This window comes from Paraburkholderia xenovorans, from assembly GCF_046030735.1.
Taxonomy (GTDB): Bacteria; Pseudomonadota; Gammaproteobacteria; order Burkholderiales; family Burkholderiaceae; genus Paraburkholderia; species Paraburkholderia xenovorans_A.
The window spans coordinates 1-22,686 of the sequence record NZ_JAQQBV010000037.1 but is presented as its reverse complement, the minus strand read 5'-3'; the positions used below and the strand labels follow the sequence as shown (position 1 = coordinate 22,686).

The following is a 22,686-nucleotide window of genomic DNA, read 5'->3' as shown; positions in this document are numbered from 1 at the left end:
TGCGCGCTTAAACCGCCTTCGGATTGCGCTCCGTGAATCCTTCCTGATGCCAGTACGGATACGCGGGACGCACGGCGCTCGCTTCGTCGAGTTTAGCGACCTGCTCGGGCGTCAGATTCCAGCCGACCGCGCCCAGGTTCTGCCGCAACTGCTCCTCGTTGCGCGCGCCGATCAGCACCGTCGACACCGTCGGCCGTTGCAGCAGCCAGTTCAGCGCGATCTGCGGCACGGTCTTGCCGGTTTCCTGCGCAACTTCGTCGATCGCGTCGAGCACGCGGAACAGATAGTCGTCCGGTACCGGCGGCCCCATGTCGGCGGTCTTGTGCAAACGGCTCGTGGCAGGCAGTGCTTGCCCGCGCTTGATCTTGCCGGTCAGGCGCCCCCAGCCGAGCGGACTCCACACTACCGCGCCCACACCCTGATCGGCGCCGAGCGGCATCAGCTCCCATTCGTAATCGCGGCCGATCAGCGAGTAATAGGTCTGATTCGCGACGTAGCGCGGATAGCCGTAACGGTCCGCGACGTCCTGCGATTTCATCAGATGCCAGCCCGAAAAATTCGACACGCCGGTGTAGCGGATCTTGCCGGCGCGCACCAGATCGTCGAGCGTGGACAGCACTTCGGCAACCGGCGTTCGCGCGTCGAAACCGTGCAACTGGAACAGGTCGATGTAATCGGTCTGCAAGCGCTTGAGCGCCGCGTCCACCGCCTGAATCAGATGGAAGCGCGACGAGCCGACATTGTTCGGTTCGTCGTTGAAACGGAAGGTCGCCTTGGTCGAAATGATCGCTTTATCGCGCTTGCCTTTGAGCGCTTCGCCGAGCACCGACTCCGATGCGCCGCTCGAATAGATGTCCGCGCTGTCGAACATCGTGACGCCCGCGTCGAAACAGATGTCGATCAGACGACGTGCTTCGGCGACATCCGTCGCGCCCCACTCCTGAAAAAATTCGCCCTTGCCGCCGAACGTGCCCGTGCCGAAACTCAGCACCGGCACCTTGAAACCGGATGCACCCAGATGTCTGTATTCCATTGATGAATCTCCATGGCATTGCCGTCGATAAAACGGACGTTCAGTCTACGCGTGTCCGGAAAAATTCGTCGGCGGGCGCGCAGGGTCGAGGCTTAAGTCGCGAGTTCCGCAAGCGCTTTGCGCGCGGCTTCGATCGTGCTGTTCCAGTCGCCTGGAGCGGGCTGCCGGAATAGCGTCGCGCTGCGATACCAGGGCGTGTCGGTGCGCTCCAGCATCCAGCGCCAGCAAGTGTCGAAGCGATTCAGAATCCATACCGGCTTGTCAAGCGCGCCGGCCAGATGCGCGGTGGATGTGTCCACCGAAATCACCAGGTCCAGGTTGGCAACGAGTGCCGCAGTGTCGGCGAAGTCGTCGAGTTCGGCCGTGTAGTCGACGATGTCCGGCGCCGATGGATAATCGGCGAGTTGTTGCGCGGGCGGCCCCTTCTGCAGACTGACAAACTGCACATCCGGCACGGCGAGAAGCGGCGCGATCCGCTCGAACGCGATCGACCGGCGCGCATCGTTCTTGCGAAGTTCCGCCACATGCGGCCGGTTTCCACCCGCCCACACCAAGCCGACTTTCAGACGGCCGTCCGCTTTTGCATCGATACGTTCGCGCCATTGCTGGGCCGCTTCGGGTTCGGCGAACAGATACGGCGTGTGCGACGGAATGCTCGCGAGGTCGGTCTTGAAAGCGAGCGGCAGACTCAGCAGCGGACAGTGGCAATCGAACGGCGGCAGCGGCTCGCCGGCTTCGATCAACTGGTCCACGCCGTCGAGCGTCGACATCAGCCGCGTCAATTCGCGCGGCGCCTCCAGCACCACCTTCGCGCCGAGCTTCGACACCAGCGCGGCATAGCGGCAAAATTGCAGCGTATCGCCGAGCCCCTGCTCCGCGTGCAGCAGAATCGTTTTCCCTTCGATCGAAAAATCGCCGAGCCACAGCGGTTGCGCGAACACGCGCTTCGTCGCCTTGATGCGGCTGCGCTCCCAACGCCATTCGTATTTCTGCCAACCGGCTTCGAGCCGGCCCAGTTGCAGCAGACACAGCGATTCGTTCCAATGCGTTTCCGCTGCATCTGGATTCGCGGCCAGCGCGCGTTCGTAGCTCTGCAACGCTTGCGTGTGCTGGTTCAAGTCGATCTGCGTGAGACCGAGGTTGTTCCAAGCATCGGCGAATCCGGGCGCCAGTTCGAGTGCGCGACGATAGCTGCGCTCGGCCTCTTCAGGCTGATTCAGATCGCTGAGCGCATTGCCTCGATTGCTCCATGCGTCCGGATAGCCCGGTTGCAACGCGAGCGCCTGATCGCAACTCGCGAGCGCATCGGCGGGACGGCCCAGATCGCGCAGCACACATGCGCGATTGTTCCAGGCTTGCGCAAAAGCGGGCGTCAGCGAAAGCGCGCGGTCGAAGCTGGCGAGCGCGTCGAGCGACCGGTTCAAACCCGCCTGCGCGTTGCCGCGATTGTTCAATGCATCGGGAAACTTCGGCTGTATCGAGAGCGCGCGATCGGCGCTTGCGAGTGCATCGGCGAAACGTTGCTGGACGTTCAACGCATACGCGAGATTCGAATGCAGCGGCGCCTGCTTCGCGTTGATCGCGAGCGCCTTGTTGAGCAGGTCGATGCCCTCGACGATGCGGCCGGTTTGCAGCGAAATCGCGCCCAGCAATTGCAGCGCTTCGAAGTGGCGCGGCTTGAGTTCGAGGATCTCGCGGTAGAGCGCTTCGGCGTCTGCGAGTGCGCCGTTCTGCTGTAGCGCGACGGCTTGCCGAAGCATGTGGTCCAACTGTTGCGGGAGATTGGCGGGCTTGCTCATACGGTGAGCTTGGGATCGGAACGAAATCGGAGCGGCTTTCGAAACGCGTTGAATGGCACGTGTCGACGTGTCACCTAGTGTTCGAAAGAAAGAAGCCGATTATCGCCGAAAAGACTGCATCCGATTCGCCGCCGGTTACTTCATGCGTGTCGCGCCGCGGCACGCCACGGCACGACATGCGCTACACGTTACTGCGTCGTCGTGGCCAGATGCTTGCGCCTGGCGAGTTCCTGCGCCATCGCGTAATGCTGCTGGATGGTCGGCAGCGCCTTCGTTGCCGCGGCCTTCAACTGCTCGTCGCGGCCCGACGCGATTTCCGCCTGGAACGCGGACAGCGCCTTCTGTTCGCCGGCGAGCGCGACCTGTTCGATGTAGGTCTTGTCGAAGTCGGCGCCGCGCAGGTTGTTGATGCTCGCGAGCACCGCCGCGTCCGGATCGTTCTTCGGCACATCCACGCCGCGCGGGCTGGCCGCGCGCAATGCGTCGGAGATCTTCGCGTTGTCGGTCGACACGCGTTCGGCAAACGCCTTCACGTCGCGGTCGCTGGAACGCGACGTGGCGATGCGCGCCGCGTCGCGCTGGGTCGCCACGGCTTGAGTCGCGTCGGCGATGAACGCCTGGTCGGCGGCATGCAAACGGCCCGCGTCCGCGGCGGCGGCATTCGGCGCGGCCGGTGCGGTCTGAGCGCTGGCCGCGGTGGCGACGGCGAGCAGGCTGGCCATGCAGGCACTGGTGAGGGCGAGAGGCAAGCGGATCATACGTTCTCCTTGGAATGAAAGCGAAACTCGGGCGATGCGTGTGCGTCCCGGTATCCGCAAACGATTGCGGCAGTCCTTGCAGTTCGCTTGCAGATATCGATGAAGACGCCACGCGTGATCGCTGTGCATTCTAGAAGCCGCGCTACAGCCCATGTGAAACGACGCTGTCGCTTCTGTAACCTTAGGTAACCTTCATAGGAATGTCGCATCGTTGTGCTGATTAGGCCTCCTCTTTGCGCCCCGTTTTGCGAACGCACACAGCGCGCGCCAGCACGTGAGTGTTAACCAGCACACGCGTGTGAATCGCTGAACTTTCCCCATCCCGCGCCGATAACACAAGCTATGGCGCGGATATGGCGCATCACACGCACCGCAAACCCAGGAGAGTTCCGATGGCAGTAGACCAACGCGCGACGGACGAACGCAGCAACCTGACGAGTTCCAACAAGTTCGAGTTGCTGCTGTATCGGCTGGGCTCCGTTCCCGGCAGCGACGCGCACGAGCTTTACGGCATCAACGTGTTCAAGGTGCGCGAAATCTCGACGATGCCGCAGGTCACGCCGATCGCCGGTTCGTCGCCGTACGTGATGGGCGCGGTGGACATTCGCGGGCAGATCATTCCGGTGATCGATCTGCCGCGGCTGATGGGTTGCGAACCGACGCGCGGTTTGAACATCCTGCTCGTGACCGAATTCGCGCGTTCGACGCAGGCGTTCGCGGTCGAAGAAGTGGACGATATCGTGCGGCTCGAATGGAACCAGGTGTTGTCGGCGGAAGGCGCGGCGGGCGGCAATCTGGTCACGAGCATTGCGCGTATCGACGGCAACACGGGCGACTCGCGGCTCGCGCAGGTGATCGACGTCGAGCAGGTTTTGCGCGACGTGTTTCCGTCACAGCATCCGAGCGTCGACCCGGCTTCCGTTGGCGACGCGCTGGGCATCAAGGCCGGCGCGAAGATTCTTGCCGCCGACGATTCCGGTTTCGCGCGCAAGCTGATCGAACAGGCATTGAGCGCAATAGGCGCGGACTACGTGATGACGAAAACCGGCGAAGAGGCGTGGCATACGTTGCAGGCGATTGCTCGCGACGCGCAGTCGAAAGGCACGCGTGTGAAGGACAGCATCGCGCTGGTGCTGACCGATCTCGAGATGCCGGAGATGGACGGCTTCATGCTGACCCGGCAGATCAAGGCCGACGAACGGACTCGCGACATTCCGGTGATCATCCATTCGTCGCTGACCGGCGCGGCGAACGAAGCGCATGTGAAGAACGCGGGCGCGAACGGCTATGTCGCGAAGTTCGCCGCGGCCGAGCTGGCCGATGCCATACGGAATGCGCTAGCGGCGTGATGCGCTCAACGATGCGGCTCGAGTTCGACTGACAACGCGAGCCGCCCGATCTCGACGCCCATCGTGTTGAGCATTTTCGGCGCGTGGAACGCGTCCAGTGCCGCGCGCTGCGCGACCGTGCCAATGTCGAGTTGCGCGAGCAGTTCGGCCACCACCGCATAGAGCACGCCGAGATTGCCGTTTTCGATCTTCACCGCCATGCCGATCGCGCCGTCGGCCTCGGCGAGCTTCGCCGTTTGCGCGGACGCCCGCACGCCGATTGCATAACTGCCGTCCGCGCCCACTTTGCCGACCAGCGCGCCGTCGAACGCGCGCATCAGCAGCGTGAAAAAGCGCCCTTCGCCGCCAACCAGCTCCGGATAGCGCGTCATTGCGCGGTAGATGCGCGCGAGCGCCGCCGTGCGCGGTGTGTCGCCGGACGAGCCCGAAGAACTCGCATCCTGCGCCGCGGCAAGCTTCGCAAACAATCTCGCCAGACGATCGAGCGCGAATGCGGGCGTCGGCAGATTGCAGCCGTCGGTGGCCCATTCGACCGCGTCGTCCGGCAAGTCGCAAACATCGGCGACCGTATGCTTCACGCGCTGCTGCAACGGGTGATCCGGCAATTCATAACCGCTCAGCGCGGCGCCGATCGAACGCGCACCGGCCAGCATCCCCGCGTGCTTGCCCGAACAATTGCTGCACACGCCGCCCGGTTTGAAGTCGCGCTTCAACCAGTCGACATACACCGCGTCGGACAAAGGCGGATGACCGCCGCAGCGCAAATCCGCTTCGCCGACGCCGGCTTTTGCGAGCATCTGCTGCGTGCGTTCGATATGACGCGGCTCGCTGCTGTGCGACGCGCACATCAGCGCGAGATCGGCTTCGTCGAAACCGAAGCGCTCGAGCGCGCCGGTTTCGAGCACCGCCAACGCTTGCGCGGGCTTCGCCGCGGAGCGCACCAGGGTCATCCGATACGGGTCGCCGAACGAATACAGCAGGCGACCGTTCGCGTCCACCACCGCGACATGCGCGAGATGCGTGTTCTCGATCGAATCGCCGCGGTAGACGGTTGCCGCGATAGATGTGCTTGTGCTTGCGCGTGTGCTCATGCCTGTTCTCCTCCTGATCGCCTGCCCGGATGGTTGTGATCGCACTCGCTCGTGCCGATCACACTGAATGATGTTTTAGGTTAGCCTGCGCGATTCTACAGTCGGCTCTTTCACAGGAGACCTATCCGCGTCACGGCGTGCGTTTTTATGCATGCTTATTGCGAAGGCTGGATACGCTGCGCCAGGTAGTCGATCAACACCCTCACCTTCGGCGGCAGGAAACGATTCGGCGGATAAAGCAGCCACACGGAACCGACATAAGGCCGCGCTTCGATAGTCCAGTCGGGCAGCACCTGCACCAGTTCGCCGCGCAACAACGCGTCGGTCGCGGCGAATTCCGGCAAGCTGGCGATGCCGAAATCCTGTTGCGCCGCTTCGAGCCGTGCGCCGACATGGTTGGCGATGTAACGGCCTGTCACGTCGACGCTTTGCGTTTCCGTGCCGCGGCGAAAGCGCCAGCGATTGTCGTCCGCGGTTTCGCCGAGATAGATGCAGTCGTGCTTCAGCAGATCGCGCGGCTGTTGGGGCGTGCCCCGCGCATCCAGATACGCGCGCGACGCAACCAGCAGCCAGCGCACCGAACCCAGCCGCCTTCCCGCGAGACCTTGCGGCGGATGCTCGGTCAGGCGGATCACCAGATCGATATCGTCGGCGAGCGGATCGATGTCGTGATCGGTGAAACGAAGTTGCAAGTCGACTTCATCGTAGGCACGCAGGAAGTCCGGGATCAACGGATGGATCACCTGCTTCGCGAACGCGGTGGGCGCGCTCAGGCTCACCTTGCCTTGCGGCCGGCCGGCCAGTTGCCCGGCTGCATCGACCGCGCCCGACGCAGCGCTCACCATGTCGCGACAGAAGCGCACCACCTGGGCGCCCGATTCCGTCACTCGCACCATGCGGGTGGAGCGTTCGAGCAGGCGCGTGGCCAATGCGTCTTCGAGCCGCTTGATCTGGCGGCTGACCGTGGAAGGTGTGCTCCCCAGCTGCCGCGCGGCCACCGAGAAGTTACCGGCATCGACCACGCGCGCGAACACCGCCATGTCGGGGAGTAAAGCGAAAAGATCGGTTGGGTTCATCTTTGGCTGACTTCCTGAGCAGACAGACGGGACGTGCGGATTAATGCATCTACGACATAAACACTGTGCGCATCGGCCCGATTATCACCGCATACGCAAAGCTCGACAATACGCGCTCATCTGCGTTGAGGTCCGCCATGTCGAAACAAGAACGCCTGCTCCTGCTTTCCGATCTGATGCTGCTCGCGGTCGCCGTGGTGTGGGGCACCAGCTACGGCGTCGTCAAAAGCGCGCTGGTCTTTTACCCGGTGCTGGGTTTGCTGGCGATGCGCTTCGGCATCACGTTCGTGATTCTGTCGCCGACATTGCGCCACCTGCGCGCCGCCGACGCCCGCACGCTGCGCGGCGTGCTGATCGCCGGCGCGCTGCTGCTCGGCATCTTTCTGTGCGAAACCTTCGGCATTCTGCTGACGCACGCGGCCAACGCGGCGTTTCTGATCAGCCTGTGCGTGGTGCTGACGCCGCTCGTCGAATGGTTATTGCTCAAGCGCCGGCCGACCCGGATCGAATGGGCGGCGGTAGCGTTGTCGCTGTTCGGCGCCTGGTTGCTGGCCGGCGACGGCGCGCTCAGCTTCAATCCCGGCGACGCACTGATTTTGCTTGCGGCACTGCTGCGCGCATTGAATGTCTGCGTGACCAAACGTGTGATGCGCGATTCCGCGTTGCCGCCTTTGTCGGTGACCGCGGTTCAGTCGGGCGTGGTGGCGTTCGGCAGCGCAGCGGTGGCGCTGCTGTTGATGCCGCATCAGTGGCAGCCGGTGCCTGGGTTCGCCGGACACGCGGCGTTCTGGGGCTATATCGCTTATCTGGTGCTGGCCTGCACGTTGTTCGCGTTCTTCGCGCAGAACTTCGCGATCAAGCGCAGCAGCCCGACGCGCGTGTCGCTGCTGATGGGCAGCGAACCGGCGTTCGGCGCGTTGTTCGCGTGCCTCTGGCTAGGCGAAAAGATTTCGCTGACGGCGTGGGTAGGCGGTGCGCTGATCGTCGCCGCGGCGATTCTCGCGACAGTGCGATGGCGTGCGTGGCGTGTGAGCCCGGCGAACGCGTGACGGTTTGCGGCGACGGGATCGAAGTGGAAACACGCACAACGCTTCGATCCGGACCCAAACCCGCGGCACGGTGCTTGCTGCCTTCATCGTCAAGCAGGCAGCGACCGTCTGCTTTTCTCTATTTCAGTCCGATCAAGGAGGGAGAGGTCATGAGTAAGGCAACCAGCACATTAATCGCGGCCCTCGCCGCGCTCACGCTGTCGGGTGGCGCTTATGCCCAGGCGGCCGGCGGTTCGAGCGGCAACGGCACATCAGGCAGCACGGCGAGCCCGTCGAATCAGGTCAGCCAGCCGAACAACGCAACGGGCGGCTACGGCACGCCGGGCACCACCCATTCAGATAGCGGGATGTCCGGCAGGGCGCCGAATTCGGGCCTGCCGAGCAGCAACAGCAACTCGACGACGACCAGCGCGCCGAAGACCAACAACACGCTGGCGACTCCGAGTGTCGTGTCGCCGGCTGCCGGCCAATAACAGCGGTAAAGATGACAAACCGTTGCGAATAAGCGCGACGGGTTAAATCGCGTGGGGCGCGGGTTGTTCGATCCGCGCCCCTTTTACTTTGGCGCACCGAGCCCCGCGAATAGAAGCGCCACATGGGGGCGCGGTAGAATATGGGGTTAATACACGCACGCACCTCTCGTTGAATCCACGCGGGAATAACCCATCCAACAGCCGTCCGCTCCCACCGATGCATTTGTCTTCGTCGCTTCGCCTCGCTGTCCTCGTGCCTTGTTACAACGAGGCCGCAACGATCCTCTCTGTCGTGAACGATTTCCGCCAAGCCCTTCCGGGCGCCGAAATCTATGTCTTCGACAACAACTCGACCGACAACACGCTGGAAATCGCGCGCAACGCCGGCGCTATCGTGCGTCAGGTTTCCTATCAGGGTAAGGGCAACGTCATTCGCAGAATGTTCGCGGATATCGACGCCGACGTTTACGTCCTCGTTGACGGCGACGACACGTACGACGCGTCCGCCGCGCCGGCGCTGGTTGAACGTTTGATCGAAGATGTTCTGGATATGGTGGTGGCGCGCAGAGTGTCGGATGAACAGGAAGCGTACCGGCTCGGGCACCGGTTCGGCAACGTCGCGCTCACTCGCTTTGTCGCATCGATCTTCGGCAAATCGTTCACGGACATGCTGTCCGGATACCGCGTGTTCTCGCGGCGCTATGTCAAATCGTTTCCCGCCCATTCGACCGGCTTCGAAACAGAGACGGAACTGACCGTACACGCCCTCGAATTGCGCATGCCGGTCGCCGAAATTGCAACGACCTATAAATCGCGGCCGGAAGGTTCGGTCAGCAAGCTCAACACTTACCGTGACGGTTTCAAGATCCTCGGGATGATTCTGAAGCTGTTCCGCGCCGAACGGCCGTTGGCGTTTTTTTCCATAGGGTCGGCGGTCTGCGTGCTGACTTCGGTTTTGTTGGCGCTCCCCCTTTTTGAAACGTACTTTTCCACCGGGCTGGTACCTCGCATACCGACCGTCGTTCTGTGCGCAGCGTTGGCCATCCTCGGCGGCATCTTCCTCGTGTGTGGAATCGTGCTCGATACCGTGACTCAAGGGCGAGGCGAGGTCAAGCGCGTCGCGTACCTGAGCCAACCTGCGCCGGGCAGCGGTACAGGACGAGCGCTGCAATGAAACGGGAGTTGGTTCGATTCGCAATCGCCGGTGGCGTAGGCTTCGCGGTCGATGCCGGCATTCTGTACGGGATGCTCGCGATTGGAGCGGGCTACTTCGTCGGTCGGCTGGTGTCGTTTCTGGCGGCCGTATGGACAACCTGGCAGATCAATCGGCGCTTTACGTTTGCGCCGAACGACTCCGGCACGCTCTGGCAGGAATGGTGGCGGTATTTGTCCGCGATGCTCGCTGGCGGATCGCTGAACTATGCGGCCTATAGCGTGACCGTGATGCTTCTTCCAGGTACTCCGCTCAAGCCGCTGTGCGCTGTCGCCGTGGGCTCGATTGTTGGCATGATCGTCAACTTCCTCAGCGCGAAGCTGTGGGTTTTCAAAAAGCGGTAGCAACACACCATGAACTTCAAATTCCCGCGTTTCGATACGCCGCGCTCGATCACGCGGGCGTGCATTCTCGTTCCGCTTCTGTTCGGCCTCTATTCCGTCTGGCTGGGTGCCGATTCAAACTGGGACCTCTACAACTACCATCTTTATAACCCGTTCGCGTGGTTGCATGGAAAGCAATCGATCGATCTCGCGCCAGCCGGGATGCAGTCGTACTTCAACCCGCTCATGGACGTGGTGCTGTTCACACTGAACACACATCTGCCGTCCCGGCTGGTCGGATTCCTGTTGGGAACGTTACATGGGTTGACGTTCGTTCTTCTCGTCGGCATCGCACGTCATGCGTTTCCCGACGCATCGGAGACCGGGCGCATGCGCGTTCCGGTGCTGCTTGCCGCGGCCGGATGCCTGACGGCCAATTTCCTCTCCGGCCTGGGCAACTCAATGGGCGACGATACGACAGCGCTGCTCGTGCTGGCAGGCGTGCTCGTCGTGCTCTCCAACTGGAAACAACTCGTGCGGGCTGATGGAGCGGCTCTGGCCGTCTCGGTCGGAAGCGGTGTTCTCGTGGGCCTCAGCGCCGGTCTCAAGCTCACCAATGCGATTTTCGCCGTTGCGCTGTGTCTTGCACTGCTCAGCTACCCCGCCCCCTTGCTCGCGCGGCTCAGAATAAGCTTCCTGTTCGGTATCGGCGTGTTGGCCGGCATCGCGATCACCGGCGGGTACTGGATGGTCCACATGTGGAACCTGTATGGCAATCCACTGTACCCACAGTTCGGCGGGTTCTTTCCCAACGTCCTGACGCAACCCGGCGCGGCAGCCGATTCGAGATGGCTGCCGCATGGACTATATGAGTCGCTGCTGTGGCCCTTCATCATCACGGCCGATTCTCATCGCGTCGGCGAGACGCCGATCCGGCAGATCATCTGGCCGATCGTCTATCTCGCTTTCATCATGGCCGGCGTCGCGTGGGCGAAACAAAGGCGCTCCCATGCAACGCATCCGTCGTTGGATCCCAGGCAGCGACTTGTCGTTCTCTTCGTCGGCCTCGGCTTTATCGTGTGGATGAAAGTCTTCAGCATCTACCGTTACCTCGTCGCCGTGGAAGTACTGGCTCCGATGGCTGTGTGGATCCTGCTGAACTATGCACTGCCACAACAGCGGCATGCGAAGCGCGTAGCAATAACGCTGCTTGTCGTCGCCTCAGGTGTCGTCGTGACCGGGGGAGCGCGAACGTGGGGGCACGAGGGTTGGTCGGATCCCCTCTACCATGCCGAGATTCCTCCCCTCACCGAACCGGACCGGACGACCGTTGTGATCGTCAGTGGAACGACCGCATGGGGATGGGTCGCGACCCAGTTCCCTGATAGCGTCGCGTTCACACAGCTTGAAAGCAGTTTTCCGGCAACAGATGTGTTCCGCGGCCGGATACTGTCACTGGCCCGGGAGCGCAGTGGGCCAGTTTTTGGGCTGATCAACGGCACCTATAACTGGCGCGACGACAACGTCGCTGACGTGAATCGGCTGGTGGGCCGTCTCGGGATTAACGAAGGACCACGCGGATGCGCTGCGATGCGTTGGGCCGTATCGAGGTTACGACTGCACGCAAGCGTAGTCGATAGCAGTGCCGCGAATGAACAGTGCCGCCTGACCGTGCGGGCCGACGACATCCGCGACACCGTATCCGAGAATCGCGCCATCGTCGGCGAGGCGGCTCCGGTCTTTGAACGAAACGGATTTCATCTCGACGAGAAGTCTTGTGTGCCGTATCGGTCAGGCATTGGGAAGGGCGTACAGATCTTCCAGTGGTGCAGGTTGACGATCAAATAGGAACTTCAAAAGGATCGCCCCGAATCTGCATCAACCCGCCACAACCGCGCCTCGCTCGCTCACCACCTCGCCACGTTGCAGCACATACGCGAGGCGCTCGCCCTGCCCCGTCAACACGCCGATGTCTTTCAGCGGATCGCCATCGACCACCAGCACGTCGGCAATCGCCCCCACTCGGATCGCGCCGAGCTTGCCGCTCAGATCGACGATCTCCGCGGCGATCGCGGTAGCCGATCGCAGCGCTTCGAGATTGCCGAGCACTTCAGCGCGAATCCGCAATTCATCGCTCTGGAACGTATGCATTTCGCCCAGCAGGTCTGAACCGAAACCCATCCGCACGCCGGCGTTCGCGTAGATCTGCAACGAATCGCGCCCTGCCTGCCGCACGGTTTCGATCTTCGCAATCGAATCGGCCGGCAAGCCGTAATCGGCGCCGTGCCTGGCCAGCGCGTCGTAGGTCACGAGTGTGGGCACGGCGAACGCGCCGTGCTCGTGCATCAGTTTCGCGGCGGCTTCGTCGACCAGATTGCCGTGCTCGATCGTGCGCACGCCGCAGCGAATCGCCCGCGCAATCGCGCGGCCGGTGTACGCATGCGCCATCACGTAGGTGTTGGCGGCCTCCGCTTCGGCGACGATCGCGCGGATTTCATCTTCGGAGTACTGGGTATTGCTGATCGGATCGGTCGGCGAAGCCACGCCGCCGGAGGCCATGATCTTGATCTGCGTCGCGCCCTTCTGAATCTCTTCGCGCACGGCGAGACGCACCGCATCGACACCGTCGACAACCCGCGCAATCGCCCCCGCGCGAAACGCGCACGAACACGGTTCGAGCACGTCGCCGCGCGGACGGAAGTCGCCGTGACCGCCGGTTTGCGACAACGCCTTGCCCGATGGGAAAATCCGCGGCCCCGGAATCAGGCCGCTTTCGAGCGCCTGCGTCAAACCCCAATCCGCGCCGCCGGCGTCGCGCACGCTTGTGAATCCGCGGCCGAGCATCGCTTTCAGAATCGGCAGCGCGCGAATCGCGGTGAGGATATTCGGCTGCGCCGCATTCACGCCGAGATTCGCGCGCGACGCCAGCACATGGACGTGGCAATCGATCAGACCCGGCATCACTGTCTTGCCGCGCGCATCGATCACACGCGCATTCGGCAGATCGACCGGACGATCGGTGACTTCGACGATATGGCCGTTTTCGATCACCACATGATGATGCTCGAACAACACGCCCTGCACCAGATCCAATACGTTGCCGCCGCTAATTACCGTAATACTCATTACTTTCTTCCTGACTGAATGACTCGAGAATGCCTCAAGCCCGCACGCTGCCGGGAGCGCGCAGATAGAACGTGCCGACGAGGCTGATCGTCGCGGCGATCATCACGTAGATCGCGGGCGCCATATTGCTGCCCGTCGACGCGATCAGCCACGTGATGAAGAACGGTGCGAAGCCGCCGAAAATCGTCACCGCGAAGTTGTACGCAACCGACAGTCCCGTCGACAACACCTTGGTCGGGAACAACTCGGAGAACGCCGCGAGAATCGGGCCCGTGTAAGCCGCGATCAGCAGGCCGAACACGCCCTGAAACACCATCAGCGAAGCAAGACCGGGCGCACGGTTGATGTACGCGAACATCGGCCACGCAAGCACCAGGATCAGCGCTGCCGAGCCCGACAGAAAACGGCGACGGCCGAACGTGTCCGCGAGTTTGCCGACCACCGGCGAGAAGCACATGATCATCGCGCCGCCGAACATCCCCGCGAGAAAGCCGGTGGATTGCGGCAGGTGCAACGTGCGTACCGAATAGGTCGGCATGTAGAACAGCAGCACGTACGTGCATACCGTCCACAGGATCACCATCGAGAAGCTCGCGAAGGTTTCGCGCGGGAACGTGCGGAATACTTCGGAGAGCGGCGAATCCTTCTTCGCCTGCTCGGCGACCGCGCTGAACACCGGCGTTTCGTCCATCCGGCTGCGAATGAAATAGCCGACCGGGCCGATCAGAATCCCGATCAGGAACGGCATTCTCCAACCCCACGAATGCAATGCGTCCGCGCTGAGGTTCGCCGTGACGAAGGTGCCGACCGCCGCGCCGAGCAGCACCGCGAAACCGATGCTCGACTGGATCCAGCTCGAGTAATAAGCGCGCTTGCCGGCGGGCGCATATTCGGTGAGAAACGCGGTCGCGCTGCCCATTTCGCCGCCGGCCGAAAAGCCTTGCAGCAAACGCGCGACCACGATCAACACCGGCGCCCACACGCCGATCTGGTCGTAAGTCGGCGCGAGACCGATGAGCGCGGTGCCGCCCGCCATCAGCAGAATGGTCAGCGAAAGCGCGGCCTTTCGTCCGACCTTATCCGAGTACACGCCGAGCACGATGCCGCCCACCGGCCGCATGAAAAAGCCCACGCCGAAGGTCGCGACGGCGAGCAGCAGCGAGGTCAGTTCATTGCCGGTCGGGAAAAACAGCTTCGCGATGATGACCGCGAAAAAGCTGTAGACGGTGAAGTCGAACCACTCGAGCCCGTTGCCTAGCACGGTGGCGATAATCGCGCGGCGCCGCTGCCGCGCAAGCGTATCCACGGATATCGCGACGTTGGATGAAAGCGTTCCTTGCATGGTCTCTTTCCTCATCTGGCTGCCTGTCTGGCGGATCTGTCGTCACACGCCGCGCCATCTGGAGTAGCGCTTTCGCATGCATAAAGCCGATCGTAGAGAGACCTGATTTGTTTTCGAAACGAAAGATTCGCATGCATGCATGCGTGCAGCGCATGCGAACTTCGCTTAGGCCGCCGCCCTGCCGACCTGTTCTTCCGCCTGATCGAACAGCCAGCGCGTGAATACCCGGGCCGCCTGGTTTTGCGCGCGCTCGTTCGGCGACACCACGTAGTAGCCGCCGCCGTGACTCGCGGACGCTCGCGTGGCCCGCACCAGCAGCCCTTCGTCGAGGCATGCGTCGATCATATGACGCCAGCCGAGCACCACGCCCTGGCCGAGAATCGCCATCTGCACGAGCTGCGGATAATGATTGATGACGACGGTGTGCGGCGCGCCCGGCATCGGCACGTCGTTCAGACGGAACCATTCGGCCCACGACATCCATTGCCGCTGACCGTCTTCCTGCATCAGCAGCGTTTCATGCGCGAGGTCGGCGGGTGTAAGCACGCGGCCCGCGAGATAAGCGGGCGAGCAGACCGGATAGACCTCTTCGTCGAAGAGACGGCGGGCCGTGAAATGCGGCTCCGCGCGCTGGCGGATGTAGTACAGGCCGACGTCGAATTCCGCAGGCGACAACGACGCGAGGCCGTCGCGCACGATCATCCTGATCTTCACGTGCGGATACGCGGCGCGGAAAGCGCCGAGCCGCGGCGTGAGCCACAACACCGCGACGCCGGATGAACAGGCGATCGTCAATTCCTGATCGCCGTAGCGCTTCATCACGTCGAGCGTTGCTTCGGAGCATTGGGTCAGTAGCGTTTGCACGTGCCTCGCATATTGCTCGCCCGCGATCGTCAGACGCAACGCGCGGTGCTCGCGCACGAACAGCGAGCGGCCGAGGAAATCTTCAAGTTGCGCGATCTGACGGCTGATCGCGCTTTGCGTCAGATGCAGCTCAGCGGCCGCTTTGGTAAAGCTCGCGTGCCGCATCGCCGATTCGAATGCGATCAGGCATTGCAGCGGGGGTAAAGGAGCGATGCGCATGATGAGCGTGTCCGTTGCGATGACGTGAACATCATCATAGCGGCTCGCGCGCCGCGTCCATTCAGGGCGCACGCCACCTCGCTCATCGACTCGGCGCGAGATCGTCTTCGCGCGCGAGCGAGCGCGTGCGCTTCAACTCCGGAAAGAACCGCATCCACAGCAACGCGACCGTGATCGTCGCGATGCCGCCGAACAGCACCGCGGGTCGCGCGCCCCACCAACCGGCCGTCACACCGGACTCGAATTCTCCCAACTGGTTCGACGTCCCGATGAAAAGCGAATTCACCGCGCTGACGCGTCCCAGCATTTCATTCGGCGTGCGCAGTTGCACGAGCGAAAGCCGCACGACCACGCTGATGGTGTCCGACGCGCCGAGCACCATCAACGCGAACAGCGACACAAAGAACTCATGCGACAGTCCGAACACGATGGTGGCCGCGCCGAACGCGATGACCCCGCCGAACATCGCAGCGCCGGGCCGGTTGCGCAACGGAAAATGCGCGAGCCAGATGGTGCCCGCGAGCGCGCCGATGGCCGTGCCCGAGCGCAGCAAGCCGAGACCGAGCGGTCCCGTATGCAGCATGTCGCGCGCAAAAACCGGCAGCAGCGCCGTGGTGCCGCCGAACAGCACGGCGAACAGATCCAGCGACAGCGCCCCCAGAATCACCGGCTCCTTGCGGATGAAGGCGATCCCCGAGAACACCGATTCGAGCGTGACAGGTGGGCGATTCGCCGGCTTGGCCTGCAACGGAATCGCCCATACCGCGAGCGCCGCGGCGCCGAACGACAGCATGCACGCGAGATACGCCGCGCCCGGCCCGACGCCGTACAGCAGCCCGCCCAACGCGGGTCCGGCGATCTGCGCGGTTTGATTGGCGGACGTGGCCCATGCGGTCGCTCGCGGCAATTCGCCGCGCGGCACGACAGCGGGCAGCAGCGACGCGACCGCGGGCGATTCGAACGCGCGCGCTGCGCCGACGCATGCGGCCAGCACATAGATGACCGGCGCGCTGATCCACCCGCCGAAGGTCCCGCAGGCGAACAGCAACGCAGCGACGCTTTCTATGCTTTGACAGATGGCCGCGATACGGCGACGGTCGTAGCGATCGGCGACATGGCCGACCACCAGCGTCAGCATGAACATCGGCAGGAACTGCGCGAGGCCGACGAGGCCGAGGGCGAACGCGCTATGCGTGAGCGCATAGATGTGCCAGCCCATCGCGACGGCGAGCATCTGGAACGACAGCGAAGAAAGGATCCGTGTGCACCAGAATCGCTGGAAGGCGGGGTGCTTCGGCAAACTGAAGGAGGACGAACCAGGAGGGTCGGCGGGAGCTGGAGGCATCGATGTCTTGCTCTCTACGGAGCTGGCTTGGGCGGGCCGCTAGTGTAGTGCAAGACGAATTGCCTTGCTGAGGCGGCCCACGCGGCGCGCGTCGCGGCTGCGAGGCATGAAGGAGCGCGCCGCGCTGGAAGAAGCGATGTCGATGCAGGCTAAATTGCTGGCAGAAATGCAGACGCAGCATAGATGACGCAAGCCGCATACCTTGAACGCCAATAGCGCGGCGTAAGGCACTAAAGTTTTTTCGAAAGCCGCCGATAACGCGTTTGGAATATTTACTACAAAGCCAACAAGCGGCGAAACGACCGCATCGAGGGAATCGCACGTGCCCCTGCGCGTCGAGAAGAAGACCATGCAACACAGAAAAAATAGAGGTGAGCGCAGTGATGTACTGAGAGCGTCGCGATGCTTGTGCAGCCTATGCATTGCGAGCGCCCATGCTTTCGCCTACTCACGAGCGGCCGGCCGTCGGCCGGCTCCGACGGCTGCCGTATCCGATGCGCGCGGGGCTCCGCCGACTCGCCTCCCGGCGCACGCCCACCCCACTCTTCGAGCCCCCCTTCATCCGCGGCGCTCAATTCCGCCGACCTCATGCCAAACGCGGCTCCCCGAGTCACGCACGGCACGACACTGCCTCCCAGTCCGGCGCTTGTAACCACGGTGCTCTGTCACCGTGCTTTCTGTTAGCGCAGACATTCAATCGTCTTAACAGTTTTATCGAATAGGAAGATCAATGAATTCGACTAAAAAATACGGCGTCGTACTCGCGGCCGCCATCGTCGCCTTGAGCGGTTGCGCAACGGAGTCGTCGCGCTCGCTGCCGATCGCGCCGCCCGTTAGCGTGCAGCGGCCGGCCGTCGGCAAGCCGGTGCAGATCTCGGTCGGCAAGTTCGACAATCGTTCGAGCTACATGCGCGGCATTTTCTCCGACGGCGTCGACCGTCTGGGCGGCCAGGCGAAGACCATCCTCGTCACGTCGCTTCAGCAAAGCGGACGCTTCAACGTGCTCGATCGCGACAACCTCGACGAGATCCGTCAGGAAGCGGGCTTCGCGAAGAAGACCCAGGCGATCAAAGGTGCGAACTATGTGATCACCGGCGACGTGACCGAATTCGGCCGCAAGGAAGTGGGCGATCACCAGTTGTTCGGCATCCTCGGCAGCGGCAGAAACCAGGTGGCGTACGCGAAGGTGAGCCTGAACGTGGTCGATACGACAACCTCCGAAGTCGTGGCGTCGAGCCAGGGCGCGGGTGAGTTCAGTCTGTCGAGCCGGGAAATCATCGGCTTCGGCGGCACGGCCAGCTATGACTCCACGCTCAACGGCAAGGTGCTCGATCTCGCGATCCAGGAAGCGGTCAACCACCTGGCCGATCAGGTCGACGCGGGCGCGCTCAAGCCGGCGCACTAGACGGGCCGCGAGGGCCTGTCGTCAAATCATTCACGCTTGATAAAAACAACCACGCTAAAGGGGTTCAAAAAATGAAATACATCGGCACGATTCGGGGAATCTGCCTGCCGGTCACGGCGGCAACTCTGCTGCTCGCGGGATGCGCGAACAACGCTACGCCGCCGCTCTATCAATGGAGCGGTTATCAGCCGGCGGTCTACGACTATCTGAAGGGTGAGAAGTCGCCGCAGGAGCAGATCGACGCACTCCAGAAGGCAGTCCAGCTGATTAACGCGAAGGGCAGCACGCCGCCGCCCGGCTTTCACGCGCAACTGGGCATGCTGTACGCGAGTGTCGGCAACGACGGCCAGGCCATGCAGGAATTCGACGCCGAGAAACATCTGTTTCCCGAGTCGTCGACCTACATGGATTTCCTGATGAAGAAGCCGAAACAACAATAAGCGAGCGAGTCCGTTATGTCCAAGTTCCTTTCTCCCAAGCTCTGGTTTGCCTTGTCCAGCCTCGCGCTGCTTGCTGCGTGCGCGCAGCCCGTGCGGCACGTCGATTACACGGCCTTCAAGGATGCGCATCCGCGATCGATCCTGGTGCTGCCGCCGGATAACGCCACGACCGATGTGCAAGCGTCGAACAGCATGATCTCGCAGATGACGATGCCGCTGGCCGAAGCCGGCTACTACGTGGTGCCGGTCGCGGTCATGGAAGAGACGTTCAGGCAGAACGGCCTGACGACCGCCGGCGATATCCAGCAGACTCCGCCTGCGAAGCTGCGCGAAATCTTTGGCGCCGACGCGGTGCTGTATTCGAAGATCACGCAATACGGCACGACGTATCGCGTGCTGGATAGCGCGACGGTGGTTTCGACATCGGCGAAACTCGTCGATCTGAAAACGGGCACCGTGCTTTGGCAAGGCAGCGCGAGCGCCAATAGCAACGAGGGGAATAACGCTAGCGGTGGCGGTCTGATCGGGATGCTGGTGATCGCCGCGGTCAAGCAGATTTCCAACTCGCTGACTGACAAGAGTCACGATATTGCCGGGATCACGAGCTATCGGTTGCTGCATGCCGGACCGCCGACCGGGTTGCTTTATGGTCCGCGCTCGCCGAAGTACGGGACCGATTGATTGTTGGGAAAGCTGGGAAATCCTGCGATGGTGGTTTGCGAACCGGTCCGTGACCGGTTCGCATGCCGATTGTGTGCGGCAAGTCATTTGAACGTCATACCGTCGCAGGATCGGATTCACGCTTCGCGCAACGCGCCTGCAATTCGGTAGTGCGCTTTCCCGGTACTACGTCGGCGTGCAAGCTCACAAGCTTGCGTGCTACGTGGACAACACCGTGATTACTAACAGACCGGCTTCTTCAACCCAGATTCCATCGACATTATCCCGCGACAACGAATCGCTCATTTCCCCGTCGGGTGGGCCGTCACCCAAACCGGACGGGCAAGGGCAACCCTTATCGGGCGGATCGGGTGGAAATAAGCGTAAGCGTGATGGAGTACTCGAAGGCCTGCCCACTCGCAATGCAACGCCGGAAGCACGCGAAGCAAAGAAGCTTCGTACAGGTCCTGCAATTAAACGTGATCTGGCCGCTCCCGTCGCGGAATTAGGCGCCTATCTCACGGCGAAGGCCGCATTGGGTGAGCATGTCGAAGGTACGCCGCTGAAGGATTTATGCCTCGCGACAACCGCGATGGAAAGTGCGCGGACGAATTTCCCGTTCGGCCCCGGCAACGTTACCCAGGCACTGCGTCAATACAACCACGAAGGCGGATTGCGCACTGACGCGGCGAAACATCCTGGCGTCGGCGTGCTCCTGACGCCTTTCGGAGATCATCGACTGCCGGAACTCTTTGCGTCCGCCAGTCTTACCCAGGCAGGGAGCTGCGGCGAATTCGCTGCTCACACCGCCGTTCGTGCTCTCGAAAGGCTTAACGCCCAACCACCCCGCAGTGCGCTCGACGACCGGCTGGTCGAAATGGTGACTCATACGGATATCGATCATGGATGGGCTCAATTGTCACCAGCCAATCCCGAGAGCGACGCGCCTTCCGTTGCGATGGACGCGTGGTCGATCGGAGCGGCGGTTCTATCGACCGATGGCCGGTTTAGCAGGCAACCGGAAAACACCGAAGTCGACGAGTTCTACACGGCGGAAGACCTACCCGGTCTCAAAGACGACATTACGGAGCATCGTTCGAAAATGGCCGCCGCGATGCCCGAATACGCAGAAACTCTCGCGTCGCTTCGCGAGGAAAATTTCTCCGCGCAGCAAGGAACGGATGGGCTGTGGGATGCGACAACTACCGTCAGTGAGCAATTTGCGTCACGGGCTCGCGCACGCATGACCAGAGCGTCTGTTGTGCCGCCGGCGTTGGTGGAATCCGCGGCGCTCAGAACGGCGGCCAGTCAGCGCGACGTGGCAAACGAATTGCACGCGACCGTAGCGCTGCATTCCATTGGCGTGCCAATCTCAACAGCAGCGGCGCAGGCTAACGAGGTCGCTGAACGGGCAAAGCGCCTGGATGAGGTGCCGCCGGGGCATCCTTGGGGCACGGCAGATAAGCGCGGCTCCGACAATTAAGCAAGGAGGCTGCATGCAATCGGGTTTGCGATCGTTTTGCATGCTCTTGCGAGCCTCCTTTCGATTTCCAAGTCACTGCGGTGTGGCCGGCTTGTTCGCAGTGGCGGTCGAAAGATGCTGATCTGATTTCCAGGAATGTACGCTTGCGCCTGCCTGACCCAGCGCTGTCGCGATTTGCTTCAGTCCGCGTATTGCGAGGTCGTGTTCGATGAATGACACCGGGCAAATTGCCATTGCGGTCTGGAACGCACTTTTTGCTTGAGGATTCTGTCCATGGGATGCGTAACGCTCGCCGATGTATGCGCTAGCCTCACATAGGTGCTCCTGCGATGTGATCGGGTCTCCTCGCGAGGCGGCTGCGCGCAGTTGCGTCTCGTCGATCCTGGTGAGCGAAAACTCGATCAACGGATACGGCCATTGATCGCGAATCGGTAATGGCGAAGTTGCGGCCTCCAGGTCAGCGCGGTCATCAATGCGTTGACGTTGCATCGCGATGTGCCGCCAAAGCAGCGTATAGGCGACGTTGACAGGATCCTTGGACCTGGTCGGCGCAGCCAACCACGCGTTCGCATCAGCGACAGCACCCGCGTAATCACCCTGATAAAAGAGGAACTGCATCCGCGAATGAACCAGGCGCGGCGTACCGGGCGCAATACGCTCAGCCTCAGCGTAGTCGCGTCGTGCTTCGACATCTCGTCCCAGTTCGGTGAATATCTGTGCGCGAGCGACGTACGACTCGGCCGAATCCGGCGCTAAACGAACTACTTCGTTGTCTTCGTCGAGTGCGGCTTCTTTCTGGCCCATCGTGTCCAGCAGATCGGCAAGTGATTGATGCTGGTCGACATCAGTGGGGTCGAGGCGTACCGAGGTCGTGTAGTCGTTCAGTGCGCGTCCGAGATCCCGTTGCTTTTTGTACATGCGGCCACGGGATTGGTAAAGATCCGCGTCGTGCGGGTCCAGGTCGATCGCTTGTGAAAGAACAGCGACTGCTCGCCCATTTTGATTGGCCTTCTCGTACATCAGTCCCGCCAGGTGAAAAAACAGCGATGGCGTTGTGGGGCTAATCCTGCCTGCAGCAAAAAAATCATCGCCGGCCTTCGTATATTCCTGAGCATCCTCAAACACGTGTGCACGTAGAGCGAGCGCGATCGTGGAGAATCTTGGGTCCGGAGCGAGCGCAATTGCCGCATTCAAATCGTCGAGAGCAAGCGCGCGCTGCTGCCGCGCGATGTAGACACTTGCTCGACCGAACAGCGCGTCTGCGGAGCGCGAGTCGCGCGCCAGCACTGCCGAGTAGTCTGTGAGCGCCGAATCCAGCTGACCGATTAGCATGTAAGCACTCGCCCGGCCGATGAGCGCGGGCTCAAAATAGCCCGCCTTCAAGGCCTTGTTGAAATACGTCACCGCGTCGTCGTAGCGTTTGGCCTGGAGTAACTGTTGGCCGATGCTTACCAGTTCCGCCGCCGTCAAAATCGCGTTGGCGTCCGTTCGCGATTTCACCTCGGAACCCGACGCATCTGACAACGCTGCCGGAGCCGGTGCGACGCGCTCGATAGTGGAAGCGCTCACGTATTTGCAAAAAGCAAGTAGCGCAAGGGACGTTAGGATAAGTGGTGCGGAGCCGGAAACGCGCATATA

General features: G+C 62.1%; 20 protein-coding genes. 10 read left to right on the top strand and 10 right to left on the bottom strand.

Annotated features, from left to right (window positions below):
* Positions 1 to 7 precede the first annotated feature (7 nt).
* The 3 genes from PQQ51_RS28085 to PQQ51_RS28075 all read right to left on the bottom strand — a co-directional run bounded on the left by PQQ51_RS28085 (position 8) and on the right by PQQ51_RS28075 (position 3,590).
* Complete coding sequence (locus PQQ51_RS28085; RefSeq protein ID WP_408500417.1) at positions 8 to 1,033, bottom strand: aldo/keto reductase; 1,026 nt, start codon at positions 1,031 to 1,033, stop codon at positions 8 to 10.
* A gap of 92 nt (positions 1,034 to 1,125) precedes the next feature.
* A complete protein-coding gene (locus PQQ51_RS28080; protein ID WP_408500415.1) occupies positions 1,126 to 2,832 on the bottom strand; it encodes a tetratricopeptide repeat protein in 1,707 nt (568 codons plus the stop codon).
* A 188-nt stretch (positions 2,833 to 3,020) separates the two neighbouring features.
* The gene (locus PQQ51_RS28075; protein ID WP_408500414.1) at positions 3,021 to 3,590 is read right to left on the bottom strand and encodes a DUF4142 domain-containing protein; all 570 of its coding nucleotides are present in this window, start codon (positions 3,588 to 3,590) and stop codon (positions 3,021 to 3,023) included.
* Positions 3,591 to 3,982: 392 nt separating this feature from the next.
* Between PQQ51_RS28075 and PQQ51_RS28070 the strand changes: the two genes are divergently transcribed.
* Positions 3,983 to 4,939, top strand: coding sequence for a chemotaxis protein (locus tag PQQ51_RS28070; protein ID WP_408500412.1), 957 nt, complete (start codon positions 3,983 to 3,985; stop codon positions 4,937 to 4,939).
* Between the two features lie 5 nt (positions 4,940 to 4,944).
* Here PQQ51_RS28070 and PQQ51_RS28065 read toward each other — a convergent pair whose 3' ends face one another.
* Positions 4,945 to 6,030 carry an asparaginase gene (locus PQQ51_RS28065; RefSeq protein ID WP_408500411.1) on the bottom strand — a complete coding sequence of 362 codons (1,086 nt, stop codon included), beginning with the start codon at positions 6,028 to 6,030 and terminating at the stop codon, positions 4,945 to 4,947.
* 155 nt (positions 6,031 to 6,185) lie between these two features.
* Positions 6,186 to 7,106 carry a LysR family transcriptional regulator gene (locus PQQ51_RS28060; RefSeq protein ID WP_408500409.1) on the bottom strand — a complete coding sequence of 307 codons (921 nt, stop codon included), beginning with the start codon at positions 7,104 to 7,106 and terminating at the stop codon, positions 6,186 to 6,188.
* Between the two features lie 137 nt (positions 7,107 to 7,243).
* Between PQQ51_RS28060 and PQQ51_RS28055 the strand changes: the two genes are divergently transcribed.
* The 5 genes from PQQ51_RS28055 (at position 7,244) to PQQ51_RS28035 (ending at position 12,012) form a co-directional block, all read left to right on the top strand.
* The gene (locus PQQ51_RS28055) at positions 7,244 to 8,155 is read left to right on the top strand and encodes a DMT family transporter (RefSeq protein ID WP_408500407.1); all 912 of its coding nucleotides are present in this window, start codon (positions 7,244 to 7,246) and stop codon (positions 8,153 to 8,155) included.
* A 149-nt stretch (positions 8,156 to 8,304) separates the two neighbouring features.
* Complete coding sequence (locus PQQ51_RS28050; protein WP_408500405.1) at positions 8,305 to 8,628, top strand: hypothetical protein; 324 nt, start codon at positions 8,305 to 8,307, stop codon at positions 8,626 to 8,628.
* A 217-nt stretch (positions 8,629 to 8,845) separates the two neighbouring features.
* Positions 8,846 to 9,802, top strand: coding sequence for a glycosyltransferase family 2 protein (locus PQQ51_RS28045; protein WP_408500403.1), 957 nt, complete (start codon positions 8,846 to 8,848; stop codon positions 9,800 to 9,802).
* Positions 9,799 to 10,185, top strand: coding sequence for a GtrA family protein (locus PQQ51_RS28040; protein WP_408500402.1), 387 nt, complete (start codon positions 9,799 to 9,801; stop codon positions 10,183 to 10,185). Before PQQ51_RS28045 ends, PQQ51_RS28040 begins: the two co-directional genes overlap by 4 nt.
* 9 nt (positions 10,186 to 10,194) lie before the next feature.
* A complete protein-coding gene (locus PQQ51_RS28035) occupies positions 10,195 to 12,012 on the top strand; it encodes a hypothetical protein (RefSeq protein WP_408500400.1) in 1,818 nt (605 codons plus the stop codon).
* 30 nt (positions 12,013 to 12,042) lie between these two features.
* On the opposite strand, the gene PQQ51_RS28030 is transcribed toward PQQ51_RS28035, so the two are convergent.
* From PQQ51_RS28030 to PQQ51_RS28015, 4 genes are all read right to left on the bottom strand, one after another.
* Positions 12,043 to 13,290 carry a metal-dependent hydrolase family protein gene (locus PQQ51_RS28030; protein ID WP_408500399.1) on the bottom strand — a complete coding sequence of 416 codons (1,248 nt, stop codon included), beginning with the start codon at positions 13,288 to 13,290 and terminating at the stop codon, positions 12,043 to 12,045.
* A 34-nt stretch (positions 13,291 to 13,324) separates the two neighbouring features.
* Complete coding sequence (locus PQQ51_RS28025) at positions 13,325 to 14,632, bottom strand: MFS transporter (protein ID WP_408500398.1); 1,308 nt, start codon at positions 14,630 to 14,632, stop codon at positions 13,325 to 13,327.
* A gap of 165 nt (positions 14,633 to 14,797) precedes the next feature.
* A complete protein-coding gene (locus PQQ51_RS28020) occupies positions 14,798 to 15,715 on the bottom strand; it encodes a LysR substrate-binding domain-containing protein (protein WP_408500397.1) in 918 nt (305 codons plus the stop codon).
* An 82-nt stretch (positions 15,716 to 15,797) separates the two neighbouring features.
* Positions 15,798 to 17,060 carry an MFS transporter gene (locus tag PQQ51_RS28015; RefSeq protein WP_408500396.1) on the bottom strand — a complete coding sequence of 421 codons (1,263 nt, stop codon included), beginning with the start codon at positions 17,058 to 17,060 and terminating at the stop codon, positions 15,798 to 15,800.
* A 730-nt stretch (positions 17,061 to 17,790) separates the two neighbouring features.
* Between PQQ51_RS28015 and PQQ51_RS28010 the strand changes: the two genes are divergently transcribed.
* From PQQ51_RS28010 to PQQ51_RS27995, 4 genes are all read left to right on the top strand, one after another.
* Positions 17,791 to 18,465 carry a CsgG/HfaB family protein gene (locus PQQ51_RS28010; protein ID WP_408500395.1) on the top strand — a complete coding sequence of 225 codons (675 nt, stop codon included), beginning with the start codon at positions 17,791 to 17,793 and terminating at the stop codon, positions 18,463 to 18,465.
* 71 nt (positions 18,466 to 18,536) lie between these two features.
* The gene (locus PQQ51_RS28005) at positions 18,537 to 18,905 is read left to right on the top strand and encodes a DUF4810 domain-containing protein (protein WP_408500393.1); all 369 of its coding nucleotides are present in this window, start codon (positions 18,537 to 18,539) and stop codon (positions 18,903 to 18,905) included.
* 15 nt (positions 18,906 to 18,920) lie between these two features.
* A complete protein-coding gene (locus PQQ51_RS28000) occupies positions 18,921 to 19,586 on the top strand; it encodes a DUF799 domain-containing protein (RefSeq protein WP_408500391.1) in 666 nt (221 codons plus the stop codon).
* A 202-nt stretch (positions 19,587 to 19,788) separates the two neighbouring features.
* Complete coding sequence (locus tag PQQ51_RS27995) at positions 19,789 to 21,048, top strand: hypothetical protein (protein ID WP_408500390.1); 1,260 nt, start codon at positions 19,789 to 19,791, stop codon at positions 21,046 to 21,048.
* Positions 21,049 to 21,120: 72 nt separating this feature from the next.
* Here PQQ51_RS27995 and PQQ51_RS27990 read toward each other — a convergent pair.
* Positions 21,121 to 22,686 (bottom strand): tetratricopeptide repeat protein (locus PQQ51_RS27990; protein ID WP_408500388.1); only part of this gene is annotated, 1,566 nt, incomplete at its 5' end.